The following is a 21,637-nucleotide window of genomic DNA, read 5'->3' on the forward strand; positions in this document are numbered from 1 at the left end:
GCTACCGGCCGTGTGTCGCTGTGGACCGAGGCGCCTCGGTCAGTGCCGCTTGAGCCAGTCCTCGTAGCGCGTGGTGACCCGGTGCGCGGTGTCGTCGCCGGTGAGCACGTCGGGCATGCCCGCGAACGGGCTGGCGGACTCGTCGGTGACGACGGAACGGCCGTCCGGCTTCGCCTCCAGGGTCAGCTCACCGAGCCGGTCGAGCCGGTGCACCTCGGGGCCCGCGATGTTCCGGATGCCGTTCGACGGCTCGCCCTGCGCCGCGTCGGCGACGGCGGCGGCGACGTCGGCGGAGGCCATCGGGCGCAGCCGGTTGGACGGCAGGTGCACCTGCTTGCCCTCCGTGCACATGTCCATCACCGGGGCGATGAACTCGTAGAACTGGGTGGCGCGCACCAGGCTGTAGGGGATTCCGCTGTCGCGCACGGCCTGCTCCTGGGCGACCTTGGCCCGGTAGTAGCCGTAGTCGGGTACCTGGTCGACGCCCACGATGGAGAGCGCGACGTGGTGGCGGACCCCCGCCGCCTTCTCGGCCGCGAACAGGTGCTGCGCCGAGCGGGTGAAGAAGTCCAGGGCCGGCTCGGTGTCGAAGGAGGGGGAGTTCGACACGTCCACGACCACGTCGGCGCCCTTGAGCGCATCCGCCAGGCCCTCGCCGGTGTAGGCGTTGACGCCGGTGGAGGGAGTGGCCGGCACGGCCTCGTGGCCGTTCTTGCGCAGCAGCGCGACCACCTGCGAGCCGATGAGCCCGGTACCGCCGACAACCACGATCCTCATCACTGTCTCCGTTCGCTGAGTACGTCCGTACATCAGCAGGACAGCGCAGCGGCCGGGTTTGTGACAGCGGGGGTCAGCCGTCGGGGTGGGAGAACGACGGCGCCCCCTGCCTGTGCGGGGCAGGGGGCGCCGTACGACCGGGACGGCCGGTGTCACTTCACCGGTTCGGGCTCCGGCTCGGTCTCGCTCGCCGTCTCGCCGGTGGGGTCGACCGGGGTCTTGACGGAGTCGAGGAGGAGCTGGGCCACGTCCACGACCTGGATGGACTCCTTGGCCTTGCCCTCGTTCTTCTTGCCGTTGACCGAGTCGGTGAGCATGACCAGGCAGAACGGGCAGGCGGTGGAGACGATGTCCGGGTTGAGGGAGAGGGCCTCGTCGACGCGCTCGTTGTTGATGCGCTTGCCGATCCGCTCCTCCATCCACATCCGGGCGCCGCCGGCGCCGCAGCAGAAGCCGCGCTCCTTGTGGCGGTGCATCTCCTCGTTGCGCAGGCCCGGGACCTTGCCGATGATCTCGCGCGGGGGCGTGTAGATCTTGTTGTGGCGGCCCAGGTAGCACGGGTCGTGGTAGGTGATGATGCCCTCGACCGGGGTGACCGGGACCAGCTTGCCCTCGTCCACCAGGTGCTGCAGCAGCTGGGTGTGGTGGATGACCTCGTAGTCGCCGCCGAGCTGCGGGTACTCGTTGCCGATCGTGTTGAGGCAGTGCGGGCAGGTCGCGACGATCTTCTTCGCGGACTTCGGCTTCCTGGTCGACTCGTCCTCGTCGTCCTCGCCGAACGCCATGTTGAGGGCCGCCACGTTCTCCATGCCGAGCTCCTGGAAGAGGGGCTCGTTGCCGAGGCGGCGGGCGGAGTCACCGGTGCACTTCTCGTCGCCGCCCATGATCGCGAACTTGACGCCCGCGATGTGCAGCAGCTCGGCGAAGGCCTTGGTGGTCTTCTTGGCGCGGTCCTCCAGGGCGCCGGCGCAGCCGACCCAGTACAGGTACTCGACCTCGGTGAGGTCCTCGATGTCCTTGCCGACGACCGGGACCTCGAAGTCGACCTCCTTGGTCCACTCCAGGCGCTGCTTCTTCGCCAGGCCCCAGGGGTTGCCCTTCTTCTCCAGGTTCTTGAGCATCGTGCCCGCCTCGGACGGGAACGCGGACTCGATCATGACCTGGTAACGGCGCATGTCGACGATGTGGTCGACGTGCTCGATGTCCACCGGGCACTGCTCGACGCAGGCGCCGCAGGTGGTGCAGGACCACAGGACGTCCGGGTCGATGACGCCGTTCTCCTCGGCGGTGCCGATCAGCGGCCGCTCGGCCTCGGCCAGCGCCGCCGCGGGCACCGAAGCGAGCTGCTCCTCGGACGCCTTCTCCTCGCCCTCCATCGTCTTGCCGCCGCCGGCCAGCAGGTAGGGCGCCTTGGCGTGCGCGTGGTCCCGCAGGGACATGATCAGCAGCTTCGGGGAGAGCGGCTTGCCGGTGTTCCAGGCGGGGCACTGCGACTGGCAGCGGCCGCACTCGGTGCAGGTGGAGAAGTCCAGCAGGCCCTTCCAGGAGAACTGCTCGACCTGGGAGACACCGAAGACGTCGTCCTCGCCGGGGTCGGTGAAGTCGATCGGCTTGCCGCCGCTCGTCATCGGCAGCAGGCCGCCGAGGGAGGTCTCACCGCCGGCGTTGCGCTTGAAGAAGATGTTCGGGAACGCCAGGAAGCGGTGCCAGGCCACGCCCATGTCGGTCATCAGCGAGACCGTGATCATCCAGACGAAGGACGTCCCGATCTTGATCATGGCGGTGAGGTAGACCAGGTTCTGCAGCGTGGAGACGCTCAGGCCCTTGAACGCGAGCACCAGGGGGTACGAGGCGAAGTACGCGGCCTCGTAGCCGTGCACGTCGGCGAGGGCACCCTCCAGGCCGCGCAGGGTCATGATCGCGAGGCCGATGATGAGGATGACGGACTCGACGAAGTACGCCTGACCGAAGTTGGAGCCCGCGAAGCGGGACTTGCGGCCCGGGTTGCGCGGGTGGCTCAGCTGCCGGATGACGATCAGCGTGAGGATGCCGAGCGTGGTCATCGTGCCGATGAACTCGACGAACAGCTCGTATGGCAGCCAGTGCCCGATGACCGGCAGCGCCCAGTCGGCCTGGAAGAGCTGGCCGAAGGCGTTCACCAGCGTCAGCACGAGCGAGAAGAAGCCGACGGCGACGAACCAGTGAGCGACGCCGACGACGCCCCACCGGTTCATCCGGGTGTGGCCGAGGAACTCCCGGATCACCGTGGCGGTGCGGGCGGTCCAGTCGTTGGTCCGGGTACCCGCCGGGACGTCCTGCCCGAGCCGGACGAACCGGTAGATCTGCGCGATGGCGCGGCTGAACAACGCGACGCCGACCACGGCGAGTACCAGCGACACGATGATCGCGGCGAGTTGCATGTGGGGCTCCTCGGGCCTGCGAGGGTTCTTCGAGGGAAATTATTACTAAGCGGTAACTTATGTAGTCCGTCTGAGACTACCCCCATCTTCCGCCGGGATGCAGCCGAGTGCGGGGTGACGAGCGTCATCCCAGACTCATCAGATCGTGTTATTCGTACCGAATTGCTACATTCGCCCCTACCTTAGAGCCGTGCTCTACGGGATCGCCGCCGCAACCGCCGCCCTGCTTCTCGCCGCCGTGCTCTCGGCGCTGCTCAGGGTGCCTGCGCTGCGGGCCGGCATCCTCGACCGGCGGCGGCAGCGGCGGCTGCCGCTGCTCGGCGGGCTCGCCGTGGTGGCCGTCACCTGTCTCGTCGCCTGGGTGGGGCAGCGGACCGCGATCGCGCCGCTCGGGGACGGGGTCGACCGGCTGCTGATCGCCGCCGCCGCGGTCGCCGCGCTGGGCCTGGTCGGCGACGTCTGGCGGATCCGCGCGCGCGTGTTCGTCGCCGGTACGGCCGTGGCGGCGGCCTTCGTGGTGCCCTACGAGGAGACGGGCGTGCTGGGCGGGATCCTCGCCGTCGGGTGGATCGTCCTCGCCTCCCTCGCCTTCAAGGGGCTCGATCACGCGGACGGGCTCGCGGGGACCGTCGGGGTCGTCACCGCGTTCGGGGCGGGGGCCTGCGCGGCCGCCGAGCTGATGGACGGGCTCGCGGTCCTGCTGAGCGTCCTCGCCGCCGCCCTCACCGGCTTCCTGATGCACAACTGGCATCCCGCGCGGATCGGGCTCGGCGCCTGCGGCTCGCTGTTCACCGGGTTCCTGCTGTCGTCGTCCCTGGTCTTCACGCGCGCGGGGTACGCGCTCGCGCCGAGCGTGGCGGTGATGTTCTGCCTCAGCGCGGTGGCCCTCGCCGACGCCGTCCTCGTGGTCCTCGCCCGGCGGCTGGCCCGGCGCCCGCTGGTCAGGCGGGGCCCCGACCATCTCGTGCACCGGCTGCGCCCGCTCGGGCTCACCATGCAGGGCTCGGTCGTCCTGCTGGGCGCCGGCTCCTTCTCCTCCGTGCTCGTGGGGGTGCTCGTGCACACCGGGTGGACGGGGGAGGGGGCCGTGGCGTGGGTGGGCGCAGGGGTGCTGCTGGTGGTCGCCGTCCTCCTTCGCACCCCTGTCCAGCAGCCCCGACGGATGCCATCGACGCAGGTCAGCGGCCACTTGCGTGTAAGGAACGGATAAGACTTGAGCCCTGCCGACTCAGGTCTGTTGACCCAGCGGTGGCCGTCATGCACACTTGAGCCTGTTCCACTCAAGTCAGCTGGAGGAATCAACCATGGCACGTGCGGTCGGCATCGACCTGGGCACGACTAACTCCGTCGTCAGCGTTCTGGAGGGCGGCGAGCCCACCGTCATCACCAACGCCGAGGGTGCCAGGACCACGCCGTCCGTCGTCGCCTTCGCCAAGAACGGTGAGGTGCTCGTCGGCGAGGTCGCCAAGCGCCAGGCGGTCACGAACGTGGACCGGACCATCCGCTCGGTGAAGCGCCACATGGGCACCGACTGGAAGATCCAGCTCGACGGCAAGGACTTCAACCCGCAGCAGATCTCCGCGTTCATCCTGCAGAAGCTGAAGCGGGACGCCGAGGCCTACCTGGGCGAGAAGGTGACCGACGCGGTCATCACCGTCCCTGCCTACTTCAACGACTCCGAGCGTCAGGCGACCAAGGAGGCCGGTGAGATCGCCGGTCTGAACGTCCTGCGCATCGTCAACGAGCCGACCGCCGCCGCGCTGGCCTACGGCCTCGACAAGGACGACCAGACGATCCTCGTCTTCGACCTCGGTGGCGGCACCTTCGACGTGTCCCTGCTGGAGATCGGCGACGGCGTCGTCGAGGTGAAGGCCACCAACGGTGACAACCACCTCGGTGGTGACGACTGGGACCAGCGCGTCGTCGACTACCTGGTCAAGCAGTTCCAGTCCGGCCACGGCGTGGACCTGTCCAAGGACAAGATGGCCCTGCAGCGTCTGCGCGAGGCCGCCGAGAAGGCCAAGATCGAGCTGTCCTCCTCCACCGAGACCTCGATCAACCTGCCCTACATCACCGCGTCCGCCGAGGGCCCGCTGCACCTGGACGAGAAGCTCACCCGGGCCCAGTTCCAGCAGCTGACGGCAGACCTGCTGGAGCGCTGCAAGACGCCGTTCCACAACGTCATCAAGGACGCCGGCATCTCCATCAACGAGATCGACCACGTCGTCCTCGTCGGTGGCTCCACCCGTATGCCCGCCGTCGCCGAGCTCGTCAAGGAGCTGACCGGCGGCAAGGAGGCCAACAAGGGCGTGAACCCGGACGAGGTCGTCGCCATCGGCGCCTCGCTCCAGGCCGGTGTCCTCAAGGGCGAGGTCAAGGACGTCCTGCTGCTCGACGTCACCCCGCTGTCCCTCGGTATCGAGACCAAGGGCGGCATCATGACCAAGCTGATCGAGCGCAACACCACGATCCCGACCAAGCGCTCGGAGATCTTCACCACGGCCGAGGACAACCAGCCGTCGGTGCAGATCCAGGTCTACCAGGGCGAGCGCGAGATCGCGGCGTACAACAAGAAGCTCGGCATGTTCGAGCTGACCGGTCTGCCGCCGGCGCCCCGTGGCGTCCCGCAGATCGAGGTGTCCTTCGACATCGACGCCAACGGCATCATGCACGTGACCGCCAAGGACCTGGGCACGGGCAAGGAGCAGAAGATGACCGTCACCGGCGGCTCCTCGCTCCCGAAGGACGAGGTCGACCGCATGCGCCAGGAGGCCGAGCAGTACGCGGAGGAGGACCACCGCCGCCGCGAGGCCGCCGAGACCCGCAACCAGGGCGAGCAGCTCGTCTACCAGACGGAGAAGTTCCTCAAGGACAACGAGGACAAGGTCCCCGGCGAGGTCAAGACCGAGGTCGAGGCCGCCGTCGAGGAGCTGAAGACCGCGCTCAAGGGCGAGGACACCGCGGAGATCCGCACCGCCACCGAGAAGGTCGCCGCGGTCTCCCAGAAGGTCGGCCAGGCCATGTACGCCGACGCCCAGGCCGCGCAGGCCGCGGGCGGCCCCGAGGGTGCCGCGCAGGGTGGCCGGGCCGCTGACGACGACGTCGTGGACGCCGAGATCGTGGACGACGAGCGCAAGGACGGTGCCGCGTGACGGAGGAGACCCCGGGCTTCGAGGAGAAGCCCGACGTCCCCTCCGGCGCGACCCCCGACGACGCCGAGCCGAAGGCCGCCCCCCAGGAGGGGGCGGCCCCGGCCGGGGACGGAAACGAGAACGCCGGTCTGGTGGCCCAGCTGGACCAGGTGCGCACGGCGCTGAACGAGCGCACGGTGGACCTCCAGCGCCTCCAGGCCGAGTACCAGAACTACCGCCGCCGGGTCGAGCGGGACCGCATCACGGTCAAGGAGATCGCCGTCGCGAACCTCCTGACCGAGCTCCTGCCCGTGCTCGACGACATCGGCCGCGCGCGGGAACACGGCGAACTGGTCGGCGGCTTCAAGTCGGTGGCCGAGTCGCTGGAGACCGTCGCGGCCAAGATGGGCCTGCAGCAGTTCGGCAAGGAGGGCGAGCCCTTCGACCCGATCATCCACGAGGCCCTGATGCACAGTTACGCGCCGGACGTCACCGAGACGACCTGCGTGGCGATCCTGCAGCCCGGGTATCGCATCGGCGAGCGCACCATCCGCCCCGCGCGGGTGGCCGTCGCCGAACCGCAGCCCGGCGCGCAGACCGTCAAGGCCGAGGGCGCCGAAGACAAGGCGTCCGAGGCGCAGCAGGCCGACGCCGCCGATGGCAAGGAGAACGGTGGCCCGGACGAGGGCTGACGTGAGGACACTCAAGGGGAAGGAGGGGCGTCGGGGATGAGCACCAAGGACTTCATCGAGAAGGACTACTACAAGGTCCTCGGCGTCCCCAAGGACGCCACCGAGGCCGAGATCAAGAAGGCGTACCGGAAGCTCGCCCGCGAGTTCCACCCGGACGCCAACAAGGGCAACGTCAAGGCCGAGGAGCGCTTCAAGGAGATCTCCGAGGCGAACGACGTCCTCGGCGACCCCAAGAAGCGCAAGGAGTACGACGAGGCCCGCGCCCTGTTCGGCAACGGCGGCTTCCGCCCCGGGCCGGGCGCCGGCGGCTCCTTCAACTTCGACCTGGGCGACCTCTTCGGAGGCGGCGGGACCACCACCCAGGGCGGAGGCTTCGGGGGCGGACTCGGTGACGTCTTCGGGGGCCTGTTCAACCGCGGCGGCGCGGGCACGACCCGTACCCAGCCCCGGCGCGGCCAGGACATCGACACCGAGGTCACGCTGAGCTTCACGGAGGCCATCGAGGGCGCCACGGTGCCGCTGCGGATGTCCTCCCAGGCGCCCTGCAAGGCCTGTTCGGGCACCGGCGACAAGAACGGCACGCCCCGTGTGTGCCCGACCTGCGTCGGCACCGGGCAGGTCGCCCGGGGCTCCGGCGGCGGCTTCTCGCTCACCGACCCCTGCCCCGACTGCAAGGGCCGCGGCCTGATCGCGGAGCACCCCTGCATGGAGTGCAAGGGCAGCGGCCGCGCGAAGTCCTCGCGCACGATGCAGGTCCGCATCCCGGCCGGCGTCACCGACGGGCAGCGGATCCGGCTGCGCGGCAAGGGCGCCCCCGGCGAGCGGGGCGGACCGGCGGGCGACCTGTACGTGGTCGTGCACGTCGGCGAGCACCCGGTGTTCGGGCGCAAGGGCGACAACCTCACCGTCACCGTGCCGGTGACGTTCACCGAGGCGGCCCTCGGCGGCGAGGTCCGGGTACCGACCCTCGGCGGCCCGGCCGTCACCCTGAAACTGCCGCCCGGCACGCCCAACGGCCGCACCATGCGCGCCCGGGGCAAGGGCGCGGTCCGCAAGGACGGCACCCGCGGCGACCTGTTGGTCACCGTCGAGGTGCGTGTTCCCAAGGACCTGTCGGGGAAGGCTCGTGACGCGCTCGAGGCGTATCGCGAGGCGACCGCGGGCGAGGACCCGCGGGCGGAGCTGTTCGAGGCCGCGAAGGGAGACTGAGAGTGATGGACGGCCGTCGACGTAACCCGTATGAACTGACCGAGGAGACCCCGGTCTACGTCATCTCGGTGGCGGCCCAGCTCTCCGGACTCCACCCGCAGACGCTGCGCCAGTACGACCGCCTGGGCCTGGTCTCCCCCGACCGCACCGCGGGCCGGGGCCGGCGCTACTCGGCCCGCGACATCGAACTGCTCCGCCAGGTGCAGCAGTTGTCGCAGGACGAGGGCATCAACCTGGCCGGCATCAAGCGCATCATCGAACTGGAGAACCAGGTCGCCGCCCTTCAGTCCCGCGTCGTGGAACTGGAGGCGGCCCTGGACGGCGCGGCGGCCGCGATGCAGCAGCGCGAGGCGGCCGTCCACGCCTCCTACCGCCGCGACCTGGTCCCGTACCAGGAGGTCCAGCAGACCAGCGCGCTGGTGGTGTGGCGGCCGAAGCGGCAGCAGTCCTCGGACTGACCCGCGTGTCTGTGGGAAAGGGGCCCGGAATCGATTCCGGGCCCCTTTCACGTGTTCGGGTCTCCCGTGCTCACGGGAGCAGGATCGCGTAGTCCGCCCCCGGCGCCGACTCGGTGCCGTCCGCGTACAGCGCCGTCACCCAGTAGTACTGGGTGGTGCCGCCCGCGGCGCCGGTGTCCTGGTAGGACGTCTCCGTGGTGGCCGCCAGCTTCTCGTAGGCCTGGGTGTCGGCGTTCCAGCGGTAGACCTGGTAGCCGGTGGCGTCGGCCACCGTGTTCCAGCTCAGCCCGACGACGCCCTTTCCCGCGGAGGCGTCCAGGCCGACCGGCGAGCCCTCCGGGGTCGGCACGCTCGGGGTGGTGTCCCGCTCGGTCGCGACCACGATGTTCGGGGAACGCGTCCACTCGAAGTGGGAGTTCCAGTCGTCGTCCACCGCGTCGACGAACAGGCAGCGCTCCTCGCCGTCCGGGAGGGTGGCGTAGTCGTAGGACGTGGTGTCGGTGAACAGCCACTCCACCTGGTGGACCGAGCAGACCTTCTCCTCGTCGTCGCCGATGAGTTCACCGGCGTAGACGACGTAGCGGGCGAGGTCGGGCGTCGGGTTGGCGTCCCACTGGAGGTGAAAGCCGTAGCCGGTCGGGGAGACCGTCAGCCCGGTGACGGCGGACGGCGGGGTCTCGTCCCAGTGCACCCCGCTGACCGTGGCCGACCGCCCGGACTCGTTGCCGGCGGCGTCGACGGCCGTGACACGGTAGTAGTACCGCGTGCCCTCGGTGGCGGACGCGTCGAGGTAGGACGGCTGGTCGACGGTGGCGATGCGGGTGTAGGCGCCGTCGGTGCTCGTGGCGCGGTAGACACGGTACGAGTCCGCGTCCGCGAGCGCGTCCCACGCGATGCTCACCCCCTTGCCGCCGCTGTCGGCCGTCACCCCGGAAGGGACGGCGGGCGGGGTGCGGTCGGCGGTCGTCACGCCCTGGTCCGCCGTGCCCGCGGACTCGTTGCCCGCCTTGTCGTAGGCGCGGACCTCGTAGTAGTAGGTGGCGCCCGTCTTCGGCAGGGTGGTGTCGGTGTACGTGGTGGAGGTGGTCGTGGCCAGCGGTTTGCCGGGGTACGAGGTGCCCTTCAGGCGCCGGTAGACGCGGTAACCGGCGAGGTCCATCTCGGCGTTCTTCGCCCAGCTGATCCCGGTGCTTCCGGTCGAGGAGTCGTATCTGACCGAAGTCCCGGTCGGCACCAGGGGTTTGACCGTGTCGACGGTGGCGGAGGTGCGCGGGGTGTAGGCGAACTCGACGCTCGCGGTGCCGGTCCAGTTGACGTGGTCGACGCGCAGGGTGTGTCTGCCGGACGGGACGGTGAGGTTGACGGTCTTGGCGCGGGCGCCCGAGGTGTTCGACCACAGGTCCACCTTGCGGACGCCGTCCAGGTAGACGCGGATGCCGTCGGTTCCGGAGACGGCGAACGCGAAGGGCCCGCCGGAGCCGAAGTCGCGGGTGACGGTCCAGCGGACGCCGAAGTTGTCCTTCGGCAGCCCGGTGGCGGGCGATCCGGTCCAGTTCTGGTCGATGACGGGGTCGCAGTCCGTCTTCTTCGGCGTGCCGGAGAACGTGGTGTTCGCGTAGAACGTCCGCTTGTACACCGGTGAGCTGCACGTCACCGTGGCGGAGGCGGGCGTGGCGGCCGCGCTCAGCAGGGCGCCCGCGGTGGCGAGCACGACGGCCGTGGCGGTCGCGCGTCTGGCTGGGTTCATTCGGTCCTCTGGTCGAATCGGGGGAGCGGCGCACGGCCGCCGATGATCACGACTCGCGGGGACCCGGGTTGGTTGTGCCGATCTTTACCGGTCCATGGACTCCCTTTGAATGGAGGGTCCGTAAAGAGAACTTGGAGGCGATTCCGCTCCTCCTTCACAGGGTCAGCCGAGCGTGGTGTTGCGGACTCGTTAAGTAGTTCCGCTTGACGTCGGGTGCGGCCTCCGCGTTGTCTTTTCAGACACCTGGGTCGTATAGCAGGCCTACGTCCGGAACGCACCTGAAGTGAGCCCTCGAATGCGTCGAATCGCCATATCCGTGGCCGCGTCCACGATGACCCTCTCGCTTGCCGGCTGTGGCGTGCTGGGAGCGACGGGGGACGGCGCGAGCGCGAGCCCGAGCAAGGGCAACGACATCACCGTGGGCCTGCTGCTGCCGGAGAAGGCGAACACCCGTTACGACAAGTTCGACTACCCCATCATCAGGGACAAGGTGGCCGAACTCACCCGTAAGCAGGGCAGCGTCGAGTACGACAACGCCGACGCGGACGCCTCCCGGCAGGCCTCGCAGATGCAGAAGATGATCGACGAGAAGGTCGACATCATCATGCTCGACGCGGTCGACTCGCACGCCATCGCGCCCGAGGTGAAGAAGGCCAAGGACGCGGGCATCCCGGTCATCGCCTACGACCGTCTCGCCGAGGGTCCGATCGACGCCTACGTCTCCTTCGACAACGAGCTCGTCGGCGAGGTGCAGGGCCGCACCCTGCTGGAGGCCCTCGGGTCGGGCGCCGACAGCTCCGACAAGATCGTCATGGTGAACGGCTCGCCGACCGACCCGAACGCCAAGCAGTTCAAGCAGGGCGCGCTCTCCGAGCTGAACGGCCATGTGCAGATCGCGGCGACGTACGACACCACGGACTGGAAGCCGGAGCTCGCCGAGACCGAGATGGCCAGGGCCATCAGCGCGATCGGCGAGAGCAACATCGCCGGTGTCTACGCGGCCAACGACGGCATGGCGGGCGGTGTCATCAAGGCCCTGAAGGCGGCCGGCGTCACGAAGCTGCCCCCGGTCACCGGCCAGGACGCCGAACTCGACGCGGTGCAGCGGATCGTGGCCGGCCAGCAGTACATGAGCGTCTACAAGGCCTACCCGGACGAGGCCCAGGCCGCCGCGCAGATGGCCGTCGCCAAGGTGCAGGGCAAGGACATCCAGTTCGACGCGCTCACGCAGGACAAGGTCGACAGCCCGACCGACAAGAACATCCCCTCGAAGCTGATCCAGCCGGTCGCCCTGACCAAGAGCAACATCAAGGCCACGGTCATCGCGGACGGCATCTACACCGTGGGCGACATCTGCACCGCCCAGTACAAGGCGGCCTGCGCGGCGAGCCACCTGAAGTAGGAGCGTCCCTCCCCGCGCCCCCTGAAGGGGCGCGGGGTTTTTTTCCGGGAAGCGCCCCCGCTCCGCGTCACCCCCGTGAACGCGGTGCGACGGCTCCGCGGCTCTCCCGGCGGAACTTCCCGCTCCGGGGTGTCCGGTGATCCGGTGACACCCGGGGGAGACGTGACCAACGATGCCCTGACGCAGTCCGCCCCACCACCATCAGCTTGTTGCAATGCGAGGGGCGGAGCCTGGCATATACCCGGACATAACAGCGCTTTGGGACAGCCCTGTTGAGGCGAGCCGTGTTGCGGACCCGGTCGGCGCCCGCGCATAGTTGCGCTGCGGAAGTGACAGCACACCGGGGGTGAAATGGGCGATGGCCGGGCGTGGGGCGGAGCAGCATCCACACGGCGCCGACCGACTGTGCGCGGCCGGCGACCGGGTCTATTCCCGGGCCGTACGCCGGGGGCGCGTGCCGCGCACTGATGCCGAGGCGGTGCCCTGCCTGCTGGAACTGGCCCTGCTGCACCCGGACCCCGACGACATGGACTGGCTGGTGCCGACCTCCCCGCAGGAGGTCATGACCAGGCTGTTGCGCGGGGTCTACGACGAGGTCAGCGCGAGCCAGCGGCGGGTGGGCTCGGCGGTGGCCGCCTTCGAGTGGTACGCGGGACTCGGCCGTCAGCTCGGCGCGCTGGCCGCACCGGCCGAGGGCAGCGCGATCCGGGTGCTGGACGGGCTGTCCCGGATCCAGGCCGCGATGGACGAGGCGACCGAGGCGTGCACGACCGAGGTGCTCACCGTGCAGCCCGGCGGCATCCGCCGGGAGGCCGAGCTGACCGAGGGGCTGCACCGGGCGCTGGCCCTGCGCGGCCGCGGCGTGCGCATGCGCGACCTGTACACGCATGTGGCCCGGCACGGCCAGGGCCTGCTGAACTACCTGGAGCTGATGGGCGACACGGTCGAGGCCAGGACGCTGGACGAGGTGATCGACCGCCTGATCCTCTTCGACCGCACGGTGGCCTTCATCCCGGCGAACGCCGACCGCACGATGGCTCTGGAACTGCGCCACCCGGCCCTGGTGGAGTACCTGGTGACGGTCTTCGAACGCCTCTGGCGCCTGGCCATCCCGCTCACCGCCCCGCTCCCCGACACCGGCATCGAAGGCATCTCGCACCGCGAGCAGTCCATCGCCGCGCTGCTCGCCGAGGGGCACCAGGACGCGGTGATCGCCGAGCGGCTCGGCATCAGCGTGCGCACCTGCCGCGCCCATATCGCCCGGCTCTCGGAGACCCTGGGCGCGGCCAGCCGTACCCAGCTGGGCGTCCGGATCGCCCAGGTCGGCCTGGACGGCCACCGCGGGTCCGGGCTGCCGGCCGGCGCGCTCACGGCTCCTGATCGAGGATCCCCGAGCGTGCGATGAGGTAGCCCAGCTGGGCCCGGCTGTCGCTGCCGAGGGTGGCGGCGAGCTTGGCGATGTGCAGCCGGGCGGTGCGGATGTTCATGCCCAGGCGGTCGGCGATGACGGCGTCGGTGTGGCCCTCGACGAGGAGGGCGGCGATGGCGCGCTGGCGGGGTGTGACGCCGTTGACCGACGGCGGCTGCACCGCCTTCGGGAACATCGGCGTGGCCAGCCGCCAGAGCCGGTCGAAGGTCGTGACGAAGTACTTGATCAGCGCCGGGTGGCGGACCTCCAGGGCGAGCTTGCCGTCGTCGTCGGCGGGGAGGAAGGCGACCTTGCGGTCGATGACGATGAGCCGGTCCGGCACCTCGTCGAGGCTGCGCGCCTCGGTGTCGCCGCGCCGGAAGTGCTCCAACGGCCCGTACACCTCCGGCACATGGCGCAGGGTGTGCTGGTAGAGGGTGCGGATGCGGCCGCCGCGGTCCAGCAGGGCCTGATCGCGCCCGAAGGCGGTGTCGCGGGCGGCCTCGCCGCGCGGGCCGGTGAGGCCGGCGTGCGGCTGGATGGTCAGGGACTCCTCGGTGGCGTCCACCATCGCGTCGGAGATGGCCCGGTTGATCTGCTCGGTGCCGCTGAGCAGCCGCAGCATCGCCGGCTCGGTACCGGTGCCGGGCGTCTGCCCCACGCCGATCCGCAGCAGCGGTTCGAACCGCTCCACCAGCCTGTCCTCGCGCCGCCGTTCCTCGGCGACCCGTGCCGAGGAGGCGCGCAGCAGCCGGTGCAGGGCCGCGGCGGGTGCGACCGGCTCCAGCAGCCCCAGGTCGTCCAGGGCGGGGTGGAGCAGCCCGAAGTCGGTGAGGCACGGCACGCCGGCGGCGTCGCCGACAGGTATCCGCCCCTCCCGCAGGGCCCGCTCGTACAGTTCCTGCCCGGCGGCACACAACTCCTCGATCCCGTGCTCCCGGTGCGTCACCGGCTCACCTCCCCCTGCTGGTCGAGCCCTTGTTCCGTACAGTGACCTTCTCGTTCCGCCGGCGTCAGGGCTCCTGCTTGAGAATCCCCGACTGCGCTATGAGGAAGCCGAGCTGGGCCCGGCTGCCGCTGCCGAGGGCGTTGGCCAGCTTGGCGATGTGGGCCCGGCAGGTGCGCACGTTCATGCCGAGCCGGCGGGCGATGGCCTCGTCGACGTGCCCCTCGACCAGGAGCTTGGCGATGGAGTGCTGGATCTCCGTGATGCCGTCCGGGGCGGTTTCGTAGGGTGCGCCGGTGCTGAGCGGCACCGCGCGGGCCCACATGAACTCGAACACCTTGATCAGATAGCGCACCAGGCCGGGATGCCGGAGTTCCAGGGCGACCTGCCGGTCGTCGCGGATGGGGATGAAGGCGACAGTCTCGTCGCAGATGATGAGCCGCTCCACCAGCTCGTCGATGGTGCGGTACTCGACCTTGCCTTCGGAGAACTGGGACACGTACCCGAGCGTCTCGGGACTGTAGCGGGCCGTGTGCTGGTAGAGGGTCCGGATGCGCACACCGCGTTCGAGGAGCGGACGGTCGCGTTCCAGTCCCTGCAGGAGGGTGTGTTCGAGGCGACGGCTGCTCGGCTGCACGGTGAGGACCTCGGAGCGGCACTCGGCCGTCGCCACGTCGAGGGCCGCGTTGATGCGGTCCAGGCCTTCCAGGACGGAGATGGCGTGCGTGGGTGTGGTGCTCTGGGCGCTGAGCGTCATGAACGGTTCGAACGCCTCGGCCAGTTCGACCGACAGCCGCCTGCGTTCGGATATCTCGCGTTCGATCGGGTTGAGCCGCTGGGCCAGGGCGACCGAGGGAGGGGTGGGGCGCAGCCAGTTCGCGTCGTCGGGGTCCGGGTGCAGGAGGGCGAACTCCATGAGGCAGGGGGCGGCTTCCACATCCGCGCGGGCGATGCGCCCCGAGCGCAGCGCCTGAGCGTAGAGGCGGCTACCCTCCTCGCAGAGCTCGGTCATCGCATGGGGATGTGGCACTTTGGTCCGATTTATTGTCAAATCTCCACCCCCCAGGGTCCTGAACATGCAGGAACATGATGCATCGATCGTGTGGCCATGACGTGCCCAAATGAGACATCGTCTTGTTCGACGGGGGAAGAGGGGACCATCAAGTGAGGACGAAGCCGACTATGCGCAAGAGAATGCTTCGGTCGATGCTTGCCGTTACCTTCTCCGCCGTTGTGGCCATCGGCGCGCTGAGTGGCCTCTCCGGTGGAAAGCGTGACGTCACGGCGGACACTACCTGGGGAGTGGCTCCTCGGACCGTCGCTGTGAGTGCCGACAGCACCGTGACCGCCCATACCGATGGTGCAGACGACACCACCTGGGGCTGACTGATGACTACTCCACCCGACGACCGGTCCTTCCGTCGCGAAATGGCCACGGCCTACCGCTCCGGCTGGCACTTCATCGACCTGGTCACCGCCATCCCCCACAGCGGTGACTCGCTGATGGTGACCGTGTTCGGTGAGCCGGTCGTCGTGACGCGGGACGAGGACGAGGACGTGCGGGCGTACCGGTGCCTGCGAAAGCCGCGTGGCGCGCCCCAGCCGGTGCGGTGCGCCGTCCGGTACGGAATGATCTTTGTGAACCTCGACCAGCGGGACCACCGGCTCGCCGAGCCGACGGACCAGGACCTGAGGACCATCGCCACCCCCCGCAGTGCCTGACGCGATTCCCCCGTCGTAAAAGATCGCTCAGGTGCTTCCCCCCGCAGCGGCGTCACCGTGACCTGAACACGGTGACGCCGCTGCAGTTTTTGGGGACATTTCGGGGTATGGGCCGTTTCCAGGGTGGCTGAAAATGTTCAGTCGCCTGTTCACCCGCGCCCCAGCGTCCGCTCCACCTCGATCTCGATCACCACCCGCGCCGGGTTCGGCGAGGGCACCCGCTCGTACCGCTCGGCATAGCGGCGCTCCGCCTCCGCGACCCGTTCCGGCTCCGTCCGCACCCTCGCCCGCCCCTCCAGGGTGGCCCAGCGCCGGCCGTCCACCTGGCACACCGCGACCCGGGCGCCCTCGGGCCCGGCCGCCTGGACGTGTCCGGCCTTCACGCTCGACTTGTTGGTGATCACCCTGGCCAGCCCGGCCTCGGCGTCGTACGTCACCCCCACCGGGACCACGTGCGGACTGCCGTCGGGCCGGAGCGTCGTCAGGGTGCACAGGTGACGTTCCCGCCAGAACTCCAGGTACTGCTCCGAGTGCTTCGCCATGCCCGCAACCTAGTCCCCGCACGGCTTCCTTCCCTACCTTGAGCGGAATAGACTCAACTTTGTGTACGCTGGTGAAGTCAGCAGTGGACAGTGGCCGAGGAGGAGAACGGACGACGTGGACGCCGAGCTGACCAACAGGAGCCGGGACGCGATCAACACGGCCGGCAACCGGGCCGTGACCGAGGGGCACCCGGACCTCACCCCCGCTCACCTGCTGCTGGCTCTGCTCCAGGGGCAGGACAACGAGAACATCACCGACCTGCTCGCGGCCGTCGAGGCCGACCAGGCCGCCGTTCGCGCGGGCGCCGAGAAGATCCTGGCCGCGCTGCCCAGCGTGACCGGGTCCACGGTCGCGCCGCCGCAGCCCAACCGCGAGCTGCTGGCCGTGCTCGCCGACGCCGACGAGCGCGCGAAGCAGCTCGGTGACGAGTACCTGTCGACCGAGCATCTGCTCATCGGCATCGCCGCCGAGGGCGGCCGGGCCGGTGAACTGCTCAAGGCGCAGGGCGCCGACGCGAAGAAGCTGCTGGAGGCCTTCAAGAAGGCCAGGGGAGGACGCCGCGTGACCACCGCCGACCCCGAGGGCCAGTACAAGGCCCTGGAGAAGTTCGGCACCGACTTCACCGCCGCCGCCCGCGAGGGCCGGCTCGACCCGGTCATCGGGCGGGACCAGGAGATCCGGCGGGTCGTGCAGGTGCTGTCCCGCCGTACCAAGAACAACCCCGTGCTCATCGGTGAGCCCGGCGTCGGCAAGACCGCCGTCGTCGAGGGGCTCGCCCAGCGGATCGTCAAGGGTGACGTGCCCTCGTCACTGAAGGACAAGCGGCTGGTCGCGCTCGACCTCGGCGCGATGGTGGCCGGCGCCAAGTACCGCGGCGAGTTCGAGGAGCGGCTGAAGGCCGTCCTCGGCGAGATCAAGGACTCCGACGGGCAGATCATCACCTTCATCGACGAGCTGCACACCGTCGTCGGCGCCGGCGCGGGCGGCGACTCCGCCATGGACGCGGGCAACATGCTCAAGCCCATGCTGGCCCGCGGCGAGCTGCGCATGGTCGGCGCCACCACCCTGGACGAGTACCGGGAGCGGATCGAGAAGGACCCGGCGCTGGAGCGGCGCTTCCAGCAGGTGCTGGTCGCCGAGCCGACCGTCGAGGACACCATCGCCATCCTGCGCGGTCTCAAGGGCCGGTACGAGGCCCACCACAAGGTGCAGATCGCGGACTCGGCGCTGGTGGCCGCCGCCACCCTCTCCGACCGCTACATCACCTCCCGCTTCCTGCCCGACAAGGCCATCGACCTCGTCGACGAGTCCGCCTCCCGACTGCGCATGGAGATCGACTCCTCGCCGGTCGAGATCGACGAACTCCAGCGCGCCGTGGACCGGCTGAAGATGGAGGAGCTGGCGATCGCCAAGGAGACCGACCCGGCCTCCGTCGCCCGGCTGGAGAAGCTGCGCCGCGACCTCGCCGACAAGGAGGAGGAGCTGCGGCACCTGACCGCCCGCTGGGAGAAGGAGAAGCAGTCCCTCAACCGGGTCGGCGAGCTCAAGGAGCGCCTGGACGACCTGCGCGGTCAGGCCGAACGCGCCCAGCGCGACGGCGACTTCGACACCGCCGCCAAGCTGCTCTACGGCGAGATCCCGCAGCTGGAGAAGGAGCTGGAGGCCGCCTCCGAGGCCGAGGAGGAGGCCGCCCGGGACACCATGGTCAAGGAGGAGGTCGGCTCCGACGACATCGCCGACGTCGTCGCCGCCTGGACCGGCATCCCGGCCGGCCGCCTGATGGAGGGCGAGACGCAGAAGCTGCTGCGCATGGAGGACGAGCTGGGCAAGCGCCTCATCGGCCAGGGCGAGGCCGTACGCGCGGTCAGCGACGCCGTACGGCGCTCCCGCGCGGGCATCGCCGACCCCGACCGCCCCACCGGCTCCTTCCTCTTCCTCGGCCCGACCGGCGTCGGCAAGACCGAACTCGCCAAGGCGCTCGCGGACTTCCTCTTCGACGACGAACGGGCCATGGTCCGCATCGACATGTCGGAGTACGGCGAGAAGCACAGCGTGGCCCGGCTGGTCGGCGCGCCTCCCGGCTACGTCGGCTACGAGGAGGGCGGCCAGCTCACCGAGGCGGTCCGCCGCCGCCCGTACTCCGTCGTCCTGCTGGACGAGGTGGAGAAGGCCCACCCGGAGGTCTTCGACGTCCTCCTCCAGGTGCTGGACGACGGCCGCCTGACGGACGGCCAGGGCCGCACGGTCGACTTCCGCAACACCATCCTGGTGCTCACCTCCAACCTGGGCAGCCAGTTCCTGGTCGACCCGCTGACGTCCGAGGCGGAGAAGAAGGAACAGGTCCTGGAGGCCGTCCGGGCCTCCTTCAAGCCGGAGTTCCTCAACCGGCTGGACGACCTGGTGGTCTTCTCGGCACTGACCAAGCCAGAGCTGGAGCGGATCGCGCAGCTCCAGATCGGCCGCCTGGGCAAGCGGCTCGCCGAGCGGCGCCTGACCCTGGACGTCACCCCCGAGGCGCTGGCCTGGCTCGCGGAGGAGGGCCTGGACCCGGCCTACGGCGCCCGCCCGCTGCGCCGCCTCGTCCAGACCGCCATCGGCGACCGCCTCGCCAAGGAGATCCTCGCCGGCGAGATCAAGGACGGCGACACGGTCCGCGTCGACCGCTTCGGCGAAGGGCTGCTGGTGGGGCCGGCGACGGGGAAGACGCTGTGACGCTCACACGGTGAACGCGGCGAACCGTACGAGGGCCTGGTCGGGGCCCTCGTACGTCACGTCGATCTCCACCGCGCTCGCGTCGATGCCGGGCGGCACGGTGCCCTCGCTGTCCATGTTCACGCAGAAATCCGCGCCGTCGAGACAGAGGTCGGTGTCCGGCTCGGGAGCGTCCGGGTAGGTGTGCCTCAACCACGCCCACAGCTGTGCCCGGGGCATGTGGAACTCGGCGTGGTAGTCGGTGTCCAGCCAGGTCTGCACCGTGCACCCGTCCTCGAACGCCGCGTCCGGGAGCTTCGCCCCGCCGAAGGCCAGCGCCTGCGCGCACGGCACCTTCTCCGGGGCCCCGCCCAGCGGGTAGTCCGCAGACCCCACCACCATCACGGCCGCCCCGGCCATGATCAGCACGGGCAGCGCCAGGATCGCCGCGACCACCCCCCACCTGGTCCGTCCCCGCCCCGTCACCTCTGCCCCCGTCCGCTCACGGCCCCGCCGACCCGGCAGCCGGAATCATGTCAGCCAAAGGCGGACAGGCGGGCGTCGGGGCTTGCCTCCCCCCTCCCCGGATGAGGGAGGATGGCGGAATCCGCACGAAGGGAAAAACACGGTGAGCATCGACCCGTCCTCGATTCCGAACTTCGGGGGCCAGCCCGAACCGCAGCCCCAAGGACCGGCGGGCCCCGTCGTCCCGGATCAGGATCTTGTGAAGCAGCTCCTCGACCAGATGGAGCTGAAGTACGTCGTCGACGAGGAGGGCGACCTCGCGGCTCCGTGGGAGCAGTTCCGCACCTACTTCATGTTCCGCGGGGAGGCCGAACAGGCCGTCTTCTCGGTGCGGACGTTCTACGACCGCCCCCACAAGATCGACGAGAAGCCGCAGCTGCTGGAGTCCGTCGACGACTGGAACCGCCGCACCCTGTGGCCCAAGGTGTACACCCACACCCACGACGACGGCACCGTCCGTCTGATCGGCGAGGCCCAGATGCTGATCGGCACGGGCGTCGACATCAACCACTTCGTCTCCTCGACCGTCAGCTGGGTGCGGGCCGCGATCGAGTTCGACCGGTGGCTCGTCGAGCAGCTCGGCCTGGAGCAGGAGGTCAACGAGGCGGACAAGCCCGAGAACCCCGAGGACGACGGCGAGTAGGCCCCATCCCGCCACCTACAGCGGTACCTGCGCGTACACCACGAGGTACGCGCCGTAGACATAGCTGAGCCCGGCCAGGGCCGCGACCAGCACGGTCGCGTGCCAGGGCCGGGTTTTCGCCGTTCTCGCCAGCAGTTGGGCCAGGGGCAGCAGCAGCGGGAACGCCGGCAGCAGAAACCGCGGCTTGGACTCGAAGAAGCCCGACCCGCCGAGCGCGACCAGCAGCAGCACCCCGCTGAACACCAGCAGTGGCAGCGGGGTGCGGTCCAGGAGCAGCAGCGCGTACAGCAGCGTCGCCGCCGCGACCAGGAGCAGGGCCATCGGGAACACGAACCGGGTGGCGTGCAGCAGCATCGCGCGCACGAACTCCAGCGAGCCGTGCCCGAGGTCGAACGTCGACCCCCACAGCCGCTGCACCTCGAAGTAGCCCCCGAGCGGATCGCCCTTCCGCAGCCCCACCCACAGCACATACGCCGTCCAGCCCAGCGGGGCGAGCGCCGCGCCCGTCCACAGCCTGTGGGAAACCTTTCCGCGGCGCCGCCACACCTCGGCTCCGGCCGTGGCGAGCACCGCGGCGGCGACCGCGAACCCGTTCGGCCGGGCCAGCCCCGCCAGCGCCGCCAGCGCGCCCGCCCACAGCCAGTTCCCGGCCAGCAGCGCGTACAGCGACCAGGCCGCGAACGCGGACAGCACCGGCTCGGTGTACGCCATCGACAGCACGACCGCGTGCGGCAGCAGCCCCCACAGCAGCACCAGCGCGACACCGGTGGCCCGCCCGTGCAACCGGGAGCCGACGGCGTGGATCCCGGCGGCGGCCACCGCGGCCGCGGTCCAGGAGATCAGCAGCCCGGCGATGCCACCGCCGACCGGGGCGGGCGCCGTCACCGCCCGCAGCAGCGCCGGGTACAGCGGGAAGAAGGCGAGGTCGCTGTGCGGGCCCGGGTCGGAGGAGGGCAGGTCGTGACCGTAGCCGTGCGCGGCGATGCCCAGGTACCAGACCGAGTCCCAGGACCGGGCGAGCAGCGGCAGCGGGTGCCGGCCGGCGGCATGGGCGACGAGGGCGAGCACGGCGACCCCGGTGAGCCGGACGCCGAGAAAGAGGCCTACGGCGGCCCCGCCCGCACGGATCAGGGAGGGCCGGGCGCGGTCGCGCGGCGCCGGCTTCGCCGCGGCTACGGGCGGGGCGAGGGTGGTGCTGGCGTGGATCACATCACCGCACCCTGCAAGGGCGGCGGCGCCGATGCGAGCAGGTGGGCGCCGAGTGCGGTGCGGGTTCACCTGTGTCGAGTAAGCGGTGGAGCGTGTCGAGTAAGCGGTGAAGCG

Annotated in this window: 18 protein-coding genes; 10 read left to right on the top strand and 8 right to left on the bottom strand. The window is 70.1% G+C overall.

The genetic code is table 11. The features are described 5' to 3' along the window. Positions 1–39: 39 nt before the first annotated feature. Both ACQPXS_RS25230 and ACQPXS_RS25235 read right to left on the bottom strand, forming a co-directional pair. Entirely contained in the window at positions 40–777 is a 738-nt protein-coding gene (locus ACQPXS_RS25230) for an SDR family oxidoreductase (protein ID WP_433451528.1), read from the bottom strand. 152 nt (positions 778–929) lie between these two features. Next, on the bottom strand, positions 930–3,197 hold the full coding sequence (locus ACQPXS_RS25235; protein WP_433451530.1) for a (Fe-S)-binding protein: 2,268 nt from the start codon (positions 3,195–3,197) through the stop codon (positions 930–932). A gap of 190 nt (positions 3,198–3,387) precedes the next feature. On the opposite strand from ACQPXS_RS25235, the gene ACQPXS_RS25240 reads away from it, so the two are divergent. The 5 genes from ACQPXS_RS25240 (at position 3,388) to ACQPXS_RS25260 (ending at position 8,687) form a co-directional block, all read left to right on the top strand. Further along, positions 3,388–4,407: an MraY family glycosyltransferase gene (locus ACQPXS_RS25240; protein ID WP_433451531.1), complete on the top strand. Its 1,020-nt coding sequence runs from the start codon at positions 3,388–3,390 to the stop codon at positions 4,405–4,407. Positions 4,408–4,501: 94 nt separating this feature from the next. Next, positions 4,502–6,349: a molecular chaperone DnaK gene (gene dnaK, locus ACQPXS_RS25245; RefSeq protein WP_351807502.1), complete on the top strand. Its 1,848-nt coding sequence runs from the start codon at positions 4,502–4,504 to the stop codon at positions 6,347–6,349. Next, positions 6,346–7,020, top strand: coding sequence for a nucleotide exchange factor GrpE (gene grpE / locus ACQPXS_RS25250; protein ID WP_356300316.1), 675 nt, complete (start codon positions 6,346–6,348; stop codon positions 7,018–7,020). The genes dnaK and grpE overlap by 4 nt, the downstream gene beginning before the upstream one ends. A gap of 36 nt (positions 7,021–7,056) precedes the next feature. Then, positions 7,057–8,229, top strand: a complete 1,173-nt coding sequence (gene dnaJ / locus ACQPXS_RS25255; RefSeq protein WP_433451532.1) for a molecular chaperone DnaJ — start codon at positions 7,057–7,059, stop codon at positions 8,227–8,229. Between the two features lie 5 nt (positions 8,230–8,234). Beyond that, the gene (locus tag ACQPXS_RS25260) at positions 8,235–8,687 is read left to right on the top strand and encodes a heat shock protein transcriptional repressor HspR (protein ID WP_351807505.1); all 453 of its coding nucleotides are present in this window, start codon (positions 8,235–8,237) and stop codon (positions 8,685–8,687) included. A 70-nt stretch (positions 8,688–8,757) separates the two neighbouring features. Here ACQPXS_RS25260 and ACQPXS_RS25265 read toward each other — a convergent pair whose 3' ends face one another. After that, a complete protein-coding gene (locus ACQPXS_RS25265) occupies positions 8,758–10,434 on the bottom strand; it encodes a fibronectin type III domain-containing protein (protein WP_433451533.1) in 1,677 nt (558 codons plus the stop codon). 295 nt (positions 10,435–10,729) lie between these two features. Here ACQPXS_RS25265 and ACQPXS_RS25270 point away from each other — a divergent pair, with 295 nt between their 5' ends. Beyond that, complete coding sequence (locus ACQPXS_RS25270; protein ID WP_433451534.1) at positions 10,730–11,836, top strand: sugar ABC transporter substrate-binding protein; 1,107 nt, start codon at positions 10,730–10,732, stop codon at positions 11,834–11,836. 358 nt (positions 11,837–12,194) lie between these two features. Continuing rightward, positions 12,195–13,241 carry a helix-turn-helix transcriptional regulator gene (locus ACQPXS_RS25275; RefSeq protein WP_351807508.1) on the top strand — a complete coding sequence of 349 codons (1,047 nt, stop codon included), beginning with the start codon at positions 12,195–12,197 and terminating at the stop codon, positions 13,239–13,241. Here the strand turns inward: ACQPXS_RS25275 and ACQPXS_RS25280 are convergent. Together ACQPXS_RS25280 and ACQPXS_RS25285 are read right to left on the bottom strand one after the other, a co-directional pair. Further along, positions 13,204–14,193 carry a helix-turn-helix transcriptional regulator gene (locus tag ACQPXS_RS25280; protein ID WP_351807509.1) on the bottom strand — a complete coding sequence of 330 codons (990 nt, stop codon included), beginning with the start codon at positions 14,191–14,193 and terminating at the stop codon, positions 13,204–13,206. The genes ACQPXS_RS25275 and ACQPXS_RS25280 overlap by 38 nt on opposite strands. A gap of 64 nt (positions 14,194–14,257) precedes the next feature. Beyond that, a complete protein-coding gene (locus ACQPXS_RS25285; protein ID WP_351807510.1) occupies positions 14,258–15,202 on the bottom strand; it encodes a helix-turn-helix transcriptional regulator in 945 nt (314 codons plus the stop codon). A 377-nt stretch (positions 15,203–15,579) separates the two neighbouring features. On the opposite strand from ACQPXS_RS25285, the gene ACQPXS_RS25290 reads away from it, so the two are divergent. Beyond that, the gene (locus ACQPXS_RS25290; RefSeq protein ID WP_351807511.1) at positions 15,580–15,912 is read left to right on the top strand and encodes a hypothetical protein; all 333 of its coding nucleotides are present in this window, start codon (positions 15,580–15,582) and stop codon (positions 15,910–15,912) included. A 149-nt stretch (positions 15,913–16,061) separates the two neighbouring features. Here the strand turns inward: ACQPXS_RS25290 and ACQPXS_RS25295 are convergent, their stop codons facing one another. Further along, on the bottom strand, positions 16,062–16,454 hold the full coding sequence (locus ACQPXS_RS25295; RefSeq protein ID WP_356300297.1) for a pyridoxamine 5'-phosphate oxidase family protein: 393 nt from the start codon (positions 16,452–16,454) through the stop codon (positions 16,062–16,064). A 115-nt stretch (positions 16,455–16,569) separates the two neighbouring features. Here ACQPXS_RS25295 and clpB point away from each other — a divergent pair, with 115 nt between their 5' ends. Next, entirely contained in the window at positions 16,570–19,167 is a 2,598-nt protein-coding gene (gene clpB, locus ACQPXS_RS25300; protein ID WP_433451537.1) for an ATP-dependent chaperone ClpB, read from the top strand. A 3-nt stretch (positions 19,168–19,170) separates the two neighbouring features. On the opposite strand, the gene ACQPXS_RS25305 is transcribed toward clpB, so the two are convergent. Then, positions 19,171–19,602 (bottom strand): hypothetical protein, encoded by a 432-nt coding sequence (locus tag ACQPXS_RS25305; RefSeq protein WP_433451539.1) that lies wholly within the window; start codon positions 19,600–19,602, stop codon positions 19,171–19,173. Between the two features lie 172 nt (positions 19,603–19,774). Between ACQPXS_RS25305 and ACQPXS_RS25310 the strand changes: the two genes are divergently transcribed. Next, complete coding sequence (locus ACQPXS_RS25310) at positions 19,775–20,314, top strand: YbjN domain-containing protein (protein ID WP_351807515.1); 540 nt, start codon at positions 19,775–19,777, stop codon at positions 20,312–20,314. Between the two features lie 15 nt (positions 20,315–20,329). Here the strand turns inward: ACQPXS_RS25310 and ACQPXS_RS25315 are convergent, their stop codons facing one another. Next, complete coding sequence (locus tag ACQPXS_RS25315; protein ID WP_433455934.1) at positions 20,330–21,520, bottom strand: hypothetical protein; 1,191 nt, start codon at positions 21,518–21,520, stop codon at positions 20,330–20,332. Positions 21,521–21,637 lie beyond the last annotated feature (117 nt).

Source organism: Streptomyces sp. CA-142005, assembly GCF_050942335.1.
Lineage (GTDB): Bacteria > Actinomycetota > Actinomycetes > Streptomycetales > Streptomycetaceae > Streptomyces.